The sequence below is a fragment of the Polaromonas sp. genome (assembly GCF_029945925.1).
GTDB lineage: Bacteria > Pseudomonadota > Gammaproteobacteria > Burkholderiales > Burkholderiaceae_C > Polaromonas.
Window position 1 is genome coordinate 45,785 of the sequence record NZ_JAQSDN010000014.1, and the last position, 8,423, is coordinate 54,207.

General features: G+C 59.7%; 8 protein-coding genes. 7 read left to right on the forward strand and 1 reads right to left on the reverse strand.

Annotated elements, in window-relative coordinates; translation table 11 throughout:
* Nucleotides 1-39: 39 nt before the first annotated feature.
* The 3 genes from PSV40_RS03810 (at nucleotide 40) to PSV40_RS03820 (ending at nucleotide 4,083) form a co-directional block, all read left to right on the forward strand.
* Entirely contained in the window at nucleotides 40-1,239 is a 1,200-nt protein-coding gene (locus tag PSV40_RS03810) for an ATP-binding protein (RefSeq protein WP_300534427.1), read from the forward strand.
* A gap of 148 nt (nucleotides 1,240-1,387) precedes the next feature.
* Nucleotides 1,388-2,590 carry an HDOD domain-containing protein gene (locus tag PSV40_RS03815; protein ID WP_300534381.1) on the forward strand — a complete coding sequence of 401 codons (1,203 nt, stop codon included), beginning with the start codon at nucleotides 1,388-1,390 and terminating at the stop codon, nucleotides 2,588-2,590.
* A gap of 293 nt (nucleotides 2,591-2,883) precedes the next feature.
* Entirely contained in the window at nucleotides 2,884-4,083 is a 1,200-nt protein-coding gene (locus PSV40_RS03820; protein WP_300534384.1) for an HDOD domain-containing protein, read from the forward strand.
* Between the two features lie 246 nt (nucleotides 4,084-4,329).
* Here PSV40_RS03820 and PSV40_RS03825 read toward each other — a convergent pair whose 3' ends face one another.
* Nucleotides 4,330-4,515 (reverse strand): hypothetical protein, encoded by a 186-nt coding sequence (locus PSV40_RS03825; RefSeq protein ID WP_300534386.1) that lies wholly within the window; start codon nucleotides 4,513-4,515, stop codon nucleotides 4,330-4,332.
* 36 nt (nucleotides 4,516-4,551) lie between these two features.
* Between PSV40_RS03825 and PSV40_RS03830 the strand changes: the two genes are divergently transcribed.
* The 4 genes from PSV40_RS03830 (at nucleotide 4,552) to PSV40_RS03845 (ending at nucleotide 8,360) form a co-directional block, all read left to right on the forward strand.
* Nucleotides 4,552-5,559 (forward strand): HDOD domain-containing protein, encoded by a 1,008-nt coding sequence (locus tag PSV40_RS03830; RefSeq protein ID WP_300534388.1) that lies wholly within the window; start codon nucleotides 4,552-4,554, stop codon nucleotides 5,557-5,559.
* Between the two features lie 193 nt (nucleotides 5,560-5,752).
* On the forward strand, nucleotides 5,753-6,622 hold the full coding sequence (locus tag PSV40_RS03835; RefSeq protein ID WP_300534390.1) for a CheR family methyltransferase: 870 nt from the start codon (nucleotides 5,753-5,755) through the stop codon (nucleotides 6,620-6,622).
* Nucleotides 6,619-7,278, forward strand: a complete 660-nt coding sequence (gene cheD / locus PSV40_RS03840; protein ID WP_300534393.1) for a chemoreceptor glutamine deamidase CheD — start codon at nucleotides 6,619-6,621, stop codon at nucleotides 7,276-7,278. The genes PSV40_RS03835 and cheD overlap by 4 nt, the downstream gene beginning before the upstream one ends.
* Complete coding sequence (locus PSV40_RS03845) at nucleotides 7,275-8,360, forward strand: chemotaxis response regulator protein-glutamate methylesterase (protein ID WP_300534396.1); 1,086 nt, start codon at nucleotides 7,275-7,277, stop codon at nucleotides 8,358-8,360. Before cheD ends, PSV40_RS03845 begins: the two co-directional genes overlap by 4 nt.
* Nucleotides 8,361-8,423: the final 63 nt, after the last annotated feature.

Consider the following 8,423-nt stretch of genomic DNA (forward strand, 5'->3'; position numbering starts at 1 on the left):
GTCGACTGCTCCCTGCGTCAGCATGCCAATGGCTTGCTGGTGACACTCAAAGATGTCAGCGCCATCCATTTGGCCTCGCGTTCGCTGCGATACAGCGAGGCCTGCAATCAGACCCTGTTCGACGCTCATCCGCAGGCGATGTGGGTGTTCGATACCGGCTCACGGCACATTCTGGCCGCCAACAACGCTGCTGCCGCGCTGTATGGCATGGCGCCGGCAGCGCTGGGTGCGCTTTTTGTTGAATCGCTTTTCCCCGACGGTGAGGGGGCCGCCCTGCAGGACTCCCTGCCGCCGGGCGATTTTCAGCAGGAAATGCGGCTGTGTACCCAGAAAAAAGCGGATGGCGAGCGCATGCTTGTTGAGCTGGCCTGTTCCAGCGTGCAATGGGCGTTGCGCCCGGCAGTGCTGGTCGGTGTGACCGACGTGGGGGCGCGCCATCTTGCCGACGCACACCTGTCCAGGCGCAATGAAGAGCTCGAGATGCGTATCGAGCAATCCACCGGTGAACTGCAGCGCAGCCGCGGCGAACTGCAGGCTTTCACGAGCGCGATGCTGCACGTCCTGAATGCACCGTTGCATGTCATCGATGGATTTGCCACCACACTGGCAGAGCGCCATGGCGCAGCGCTTGATGCGCAGGGCCAGCATTACCTGGCGCGCATTCAGGCGAGCAGCCTCCAGCTGGCCAGGCTGATTGATGATCTGCGCACCCTGACCTATTTGCCCAGCATGCCCATGGCACCGGCACGGGTGGACCTGGCGCCCGTGTGCCAGCGCCTGATGGACGAGTTGCACAAGCGCGAACCGCTCCGGCTTCTGGTGCTGGAGATGGAGCCCGCGCTGCCCCTTGTCTGTGACAAAAACCAGCTTTCCCTGGCGCTCGCCTGTCTGCTCGACAACGCCTGGAAATTCACCTCCCGCAAAGAGCAGAGCTGGATCAGGGTGGGCCTCATGCCGGGGAAAAACTCCGCGGAGATCGTGCTGTCGGTCTCCGACAATGGCGCCGGTTTCGATACTGCCTACACCGGCAAACTGTTCACGGCCTTCGAGCGCCTGCACTCGTCGGTGGATTTTCCCGGTACGGGGTTGGGCCTGGCGATTGTCAAGCGTGTGGCGCAGCTGCATGGCGGTGAAGTCTGGGCTGTCGCTGCTGACCGGGGCGGCGCGAGCTTCTTCATGTCCCTGCCGCAGAATCCACAAGACGCGGACTCGGCCAGCGACTCCCCGCCGTCAGCCTGATTTTGAATCCGGAAACAGAGGGATGATTTCCGGCTTTCTTGGGTGATCAAATTCGCCTCCCCAGCTTATAGTTTCGGTTGGAAAGCCCGCTGTCTGTGCGATAGATCAAAGACGGGGATAACTTCTTCTCACCACCTGGCGCCAGAGATTGTCACCCGAAAATAGCTTTCTTTTCAGAGTACCGCTGCTTGACGCGAAGCAACACGTCATTGGCTACAGGCTGGCGTGCCAGAGCGACGGGACCGCGAACGGAATCTCAGGTGGAGCTGGAGCGGATCAACTGCTGGCCCTTTTGACCGGGCGCGCCAGCGAAATCAAGTCGGGCCTGTTTTTTATGGAGACGGGTCCCGCTGGGCTGTCCGATGAGGTGTTGCAAACCCTGTCACCGCAAACCACGGTGCTGGTCCTCAACCCAGGCGACCTGGTCGCTGAAAACCATCTTTCTCTGGCCTCATCCTTTCGGAACAGGGGGGGTATCCTGGCACTGCGTGACGCCGACCTTGCCTTTCTGAAGGCAAACGAGCAACTGCTTCCTCACTTGAGCTACATTTTTCTCCCCCATGGCCATCCAGACCTGAGCGAGATAGCCGGTCTGGCCCGACGCAGGCAGCCGGACATGGCCCTGGTCGTGGACAACATTTCGGGCTGGCAGGAGTTCGACGCCTGCACCGGTTCGGGCATCCACGGCATCTTGCGGAATTTGTGTGCCGCACGCCGTGAGACGAGTTCGCCGGGAAAGCTGGGCCCTCAAGCGCAACAGATTCTGCAGCTGATGCACATGGTTCAGGGGGATGCCGACATACGCCACCTGGAAAAAGTGCTCAAGAGCGATGTTGCCCTTTCCTATAAATTGCTGCGGTACATCAATTCTGCGGGTTTTGGCCTGGAGTTTGAAATCGATTCGCCGCGACATGCCGTCGCCATGCTCGGTTATGCGCCCATGTTCCGCTGGCTTTTGCTCCTGCTGGTGAGAACCACTACCGTGGCATTCTCCCCTGCGCTGATGCAGGCCGCCATGGTTCGCGGGCGGTTTGCAGAACTGCTGGGGCAGGACTTTCTCTCGAGGAGAGAGGCGGAAAACCTGTTTGTCGTTGGCATGTTTTCGTTTCTCGATCATCTGCTGGGAATTCCGGTGCAGGAAGTGCTCCGGCAACTGACCTTGCCCGAAACAGTGACGCAGGCCTTGCTCTCGCGTGAGGGCGTCTACGGGCCGGTTCTGGCGCTGGTCGAGGCGAGCGAGCAGGTGGATGGCCGTGCTGCACATTTCGCCGAAGCCCTGTCCATGACGGCAATCCATGTGAATGAGGCGCATTTGTCGGCGCTTGCCTGGGCGCAAAACATCAAGCTTTAACCTGCACGGTGAGCACGCGTGCCGGGCACCGCTCCGGCCATGCGCCACCCGGAATCATCTTCGCGGCACCGGCAAAGCCTGCACCATGCTGAACAGGAAAAGCGGTGCGACCGCCGTCGGCGTGCATTGGCCAAGGGGCAATCCGTTCTCTCTGACCAATCGGGGAAATGAGGGGGAATTTTCATTCTTCTCCGGCAATCCACAAAGCCTCTCGCTATTTACAGTAAAAAAATGAAAAAGACCGTTATGAAACAGTGCCGGGCCGTGTTTGTATCAGCGAGGCCTGGCGTCTAATGGTTGCCGACAGCTACCTTGTTCGAGCCCCCCTGCTTGACCCCAAGCAAAAGGTCATTGGCTACAAGTTCGCATGGCAGAAAACTGGCGAAAGCGGCGACATGGCCGGTGAGGCGGAGCTGCGTCAGCTACTGGCCTTTGTTGCCGAGCATGTGGTCGATGCCAGGCTAGGCACGTTGTTTCTCGACGTCATTCCCGCCGTGCTGTCTGCCGCGGCGCTGCAGTCGTTGCCGCCTGCAAGCACGGTGCTGGTGCTGAACCGTGCCGACCTGGTGGAGGAGGGCCATGTGGCGCTGGCAGCCGGGCTGCGCAGGCGGGGCTTTGGTCTGGCACTGCGTGATGCAGACCTCACCTGCCTGGAGGCAGACGAGACGCTGCTGCCTCTGGTCACCCACGTAGAGCTTGGCGCGGATCATCCGGAATTGGCCGCGATCAACAAGCACGCCCGAAACAGGAAAATCCCGCTTTCCGTGGTGGTGAACCGGTTCCCCGGATGGCGGGAGTTTGATGCCTGCGCCCTCATGGGGTTGAATGGGATTTTTGGGAATATCTGCCTGACACCTCGCCCGCCGAACCCGTCAGAAACACCAAGTCCGCAAGCCGTGCTGATTCTGCAGCTGATGCAGCTGGTTCAGGACAACGCCGACATTCGCCATCTCGAGAAAATCCTGAATCAGGATTCGACGATTGCCGAAAAACTGCTACATCACATGAATTCCGCGAGGTTCGGCCTGGACGGCCGCATCGAATCCATGCGCCAGGCGGTAGCCATGCTGGGCTACAAGCCGCTATTTCGCTGGCTTTCACTGCTGCTGGCCATCACCAGCAAATCCGGGTTTTCTCCCGCGTTGTTGCAGGCCGCCATTATTCGCGGGCGCTTTATCGAGTTGCTTGGACAGGGACTGCTTCACAAGAGTGAGGCGGACAACCTGTTTGTCGTCGGCACGTTTTCCCTGCTGGACCAGTTGCTGGGTATTCCTGCCGACGAGGTATTCCGTCAGGTGGTGTTGCCGGAGCCCGTCGCGCTGGCGCTGCGCTCCCGCGAAGGGGTGTATGGGCCATTTCTTGCGCTGGCAGAGGCGTGTGAGCAAGACGAGGGAGGTGCGGCGGCGCTGGCCGGTGCGCTGTCCATGGACGCCCAGCGCGTCAATCAGGCGCATCTCGCTGCGACGGTCTGGGCGCAGAACATCAAGCTCTAGAATTTTCCCGCAAACAAGTGGATGCCGGGCCGCAGGCCGGACCGGTGCCGGAAACTTTCTGCCGAGCGAGAGCGTTGCCGGAAAACATAGCAAAAACGGTTGTCCGGATTTCAGGGCAATCGCTGTTTTTGAAATCAAAAAACAAAGGGATGATTTCTTGTCTTCTTTCACGAATCAATCCCGCCAGCTGTCCTTACAGTTACTTCAGGAAAGGCCCGCTATCGGCACTGCCGACGAAAGGCGGGTTTATCTTCGTCCTCCCACCTGGTTAGAAGCTTGATGTTTGAAACCAAATACCTTGTGCGCGCTCCCTTGCTTGATCCCCGGCAAAATGTCCTGGGCTACAAGCTCGGATGGCAGAAAAAGGAGAAAAACAACGCTCCGTCCAGCGAGGACGACCTGCGCCAGCTGCTGGCTTTTGTCGGTGAACATGCCGCAGACCGGCTGGGCCTGTTGTATGTGGATGCCGTGCCTGCGCTACTGACCGTCGAGGCGCTGAAATCCATTTCCCCGGCCACGACGGTGCTGGTTCTCAAGCAAGGCGACCTGCTGGACGCCGATCGCCTGACTTTGGTCGCGCCATTGATCGAGCGCGGTTTTGGCGTCGCGCTGCAGGATGCAGATCTTGCCCGCCTGACCTCGACCCCGGCCCTGCTCTCCATTGTCACGCAGGTGGAGGTCGCGCCCGATCACCCGGACCTGGCTGCAATAAGCAGGCTGTCCCAGATCAGCGGCTCGTCGTTTTCCGTGGTCGTGAGTCGGTTCCCGGGATGGCGGGAGTTTGACGCGTTCGCGGCACAGGGTTTGAACGGATTCTTTCCGAATCTTTGCCTGGCGGCTCGCGAGTCGAATCCCCTCGGAGAGCTGGGCCCCCAAACGGCGTTGATTCTCAAGCTGATGAAAATGGTTCAGGACAATGCCGACATACGCGAGCTGGAAAAGGTTCTCAAACACGATGCAACCATTTCATACAAGCTTTTCCGCTACATCAATTCTGCTGGTTTCGGCATCGAGGTCGAGATCGAATCGCTTCGGCTGGCGGTGGCCATGCTCGGCTACAGGCCGCTGTTTCGCTGGCTCTCGCTGTTGCTGGCAGCGACGAGCAGTACCGGATTTTCACCTGCGCTGATGCAGGCCGCCATTGTTCGCGGACACTTTGCGGAATTGCTCGGCCGTGGCGTGCTCCCGAAAAGCGAGGCTGAAAACCTCTTTTTTGTCGGGATGTTTTCCCTTTTGGACCGGTTGCTGGGAATTCCCATGCAGGAGGTGCTGAGCAGGATCCTCCTGCCTGAAGCGGTGGTGCAGGCCCTGCTTGCCCGTGAGGGTGCGTACGGACCGTTTCTTGCACTGGTGGAGGCCTGCGAACAGGAGGACGGATGCTCAGCCCTTCACGCAGACGCCTTGTTCATGACGGCCTCGGACGTGAACCAGGCGCATGTGTCGGCACTGGCATGGGCGCAGAACATCAAGCTTTAGTTTCAGGCCGTTGGGCGTTCGCCGGTCGGGGGCCGTCTTTCTGTTGCGGATTGTCCCGGCATACCAAAAGGAGCAGGCTGTTTGGAGCGTTTTTCCGTGTATCGATACCGGCGGGGGCTGGATACATTGAAGCGTATGCCGTTGACACGATGCACAAGGGATTTACCCGGCGCGCGCGATGGCATGAAAGAACATGAATACAAACACGGATTTCGCTACAGCTGCGCCGGTCGGACCGGACTTTCTTCTGACTGACCACGATTTCTCGCGGATACGCGAGCTGATCCATCAGCGTGCGGGAATAGCGCTGAGCGTCCAGAAGCGGCAAATGGTCTACAGCCGCCTTGCGCGGCGCTTGCGGGAACTGCGACTCAAGGAGTTCTCGACCTACCTTGGATTCCTGGAAGCCAATCCGGACGGTGACGAGTGGCAGCTGTTCACGAATGCGCTGACCACCAATCTCACGGCGTTCTTTCGTGAGGCGCACCATTTTCCGGTGCTGGCTGAGCACGCCAGAAAATGCCCGCAGCCCCTGACGGTCTGGTGTTCGGCTGCGTCCACCGGGGAGGAGCCCTATTCGATCGCGATGACGCTGATCGACGCGCTGGGCTCCCGGGCCGGCGCGGCCAGTGTTGTGGCCACCGACATCGATACCCAGGTCCTGGCCAAGGCAGCGACGGGTGTATTTACTGACGAACAGGTCAGCAAGCTTCCTCCTACCTACCTCAAGCGCTTTTTCCTCAAAGGCACGGGAGCGCATGAAGGCAGGGTTCGCGTGCGGCCGGAGGTGGCTGCGATGGTGAAGTTCGAGCGGCTCAACCTGCTCGATCCAAAGTGGGCCCTCAAGAATCCGTTTGATGCGATTTTCTGCCGCAATGTGATGATCTATTTTGACAAGCCCACCCAGGGAAAAATCCTGCAGCGGTTTGCACCCCTGATGAAACCGCATGGTCTTCTGTTTGCTGGACATTCAGAGAACTTTTCATTCGCCAGCCAGACTTTCCGGTTGCGTGGGCAGACGATTTATGAGCTGGTTGGCAGCAGCATCAAGGCGGCGACATGAGTTCGTCGCACATGGAGACGGTCGCTACGCACCATTATTTCGATCGTGAGTTTGGCATCTCAGCGGTGAAATTGCTTCCCGGCGAGTACTTCGTCACGTCCAGCGACATGGTGTTGACAACCGTGTTGGGGTCGTGCGTGTCCGCCTGCGTGCGTGACAGCACAGCCGGCGTGGGCGGAATGAATCACTTCATGCTGCCGGAGGATGCCGACCCGAGGTCTCGTGGCGCAGCCTCGGCCATGCGTTATGGCGCCTACGCCATGGAAATGCTTCTTAATGAACTGTTCAAGGCTGGCGCAAGGCGTGAGCGGCTGGAGGCCAAGGTCTTCGGCGGCGGAGCGGTCCTTGCCAATATGACCATGCTCAATATAGGCGAGCGTAACGCCGATTTTGTGCTGCGTTATCTCCAGATGGAGCAGGTCCGGATAGCGGCCCAGGATCTGCGGGGAAAACTGCCGCGCCGCATCAACTATTTCCCGGCGACCGGTAAAGTCACCATGCGAAAGCTCAGTCAGCAGGACGATGTTGCGCAGGTCGATCGTGGCGAACAGGCCTTGGCACAGGCCTTGTCAGGACGGCAGGGGCGCAACAAGGTGGAACTCTTCGACAGGGACATCGCCCGCGACACCGCCAACAAGAATGCGTGGGCTTTGTGAGCGCTCAAAAAATCAGGGTGTTGTGTGTCGATGACTCGGCGCTGATACGCAGTTTGATGACGGAAATCATCAACAGCCAGCCCGACATGGTGGTGGTCGCGACCGCCTCCGATCCCCTGGTTGCCCGTGACCTGGTCAAGCTGCACAACCCAGACGTGATGACGCTGGATGTGGAAATGCCACGCATGGACGGGCTCGAATTTCTCGAAAAGCTGATGCGCCTGCGGCCTATGCCCGTGGTGATGGTGTCCTCGCTGACAGAACGCGGATCAGAAGCCGCGCTGCGTGCGCTGGAGCTGGGGGCCATCGACTTTGTCACCAAGCCGCGTCTGGGTATACGCGATGGCCTGTTGTCTTACACCGACCTGATTGCCGGGAAAATCCGCATCGCTGCCACGGCCCGGTTGCTGCCGGCCAAGCGGGTTGCAACACCAGGAGGCATGGAGACCGCGGCGGAAGTGCTGCCGTTGCACAGCCCGCTGCTGAGCACTGAAAAGCTCATCATCATAGGTGCTTCAACCGGCGGAACCGAAGCCATCCGCGAGGTCCTGCAGCCGCTTCCTCCGGACAGCCCGGGCATCATGATCGCGCAGCACATGCCGGCAGGTTTTACAAATTCCTTCGCGCAACGCCTCAACAGCCTGTGCCGCATCGCTGTGTCGGAAGCCATTCATGGCGAGCGAATTTTGCCCGGCCACGCCTATATCGCACCGGGCGGTTTTCATCTGTCTCTCACGCGCAGCGGCGCCAATTACGTGGCGCAGGTCCACCAGGAGCCGCCTGTGAACCGGCATCGCCCGTCGGTGGATGTGCTGTTTGATTCGGCTGCAATACACGCCGGCAAGAATGCCATCGGCGTGATTCTGACCGGCATGGGGCGTGACGGCGCCGAGGGCCTGCTGCGCATGCGGCAGGCCGGTGCCTACACGCTGGCACAGGACGAGGCCAGTTGTGTTGTTTTTGGCATGCCGCGCGAGGCGATTGCCATCGGCGCCGTGAGTGAGGTCGCTCCGCTGCGGGAGATGAGTCAACGCGTGATGACCTACCTCAGATCCCTCGGTGCGCAGAGCAATCGGGTGTAGGCGAAGAGGAAGAGGAAGAGGAAGAGGAAGAGGAAGAGGAAGAGGAAGAGGAAGAGGAAGAGG

Excerpts from the sequence above, each read along its gene's own strand:
- cheD (WP_300534393.1), top strand. The coding sequence starts at position 6,619 with ATGAGTTCGTCGCACATGGAGACGGTCGCTACGCACCATTATTTCGAT.
- PSV40_RS03825 (WP_300534386.1), bottom strand. The coding sequence starts at position 4,515 with ATGTTCACCGACAAAAGCCAGCAGCTGGCGCAGGTCGTCCTCGCTGGA.
- PSV40_RS03820 (WP_300534384.1), top strand. The coding sequence starts at position 2,884 with ATGGTTGCCGACAGCTACCTTGTTCGAGCCCCCCTGCTTGACCCCAAG.
- PSV40_RS03835 (WP_300534390.1), top strand. The coding sequence starts at position 5,753 with ATGAATACAAACACGGATTTCGCTACAGCTGCGCCGGTCGGACCGGAC.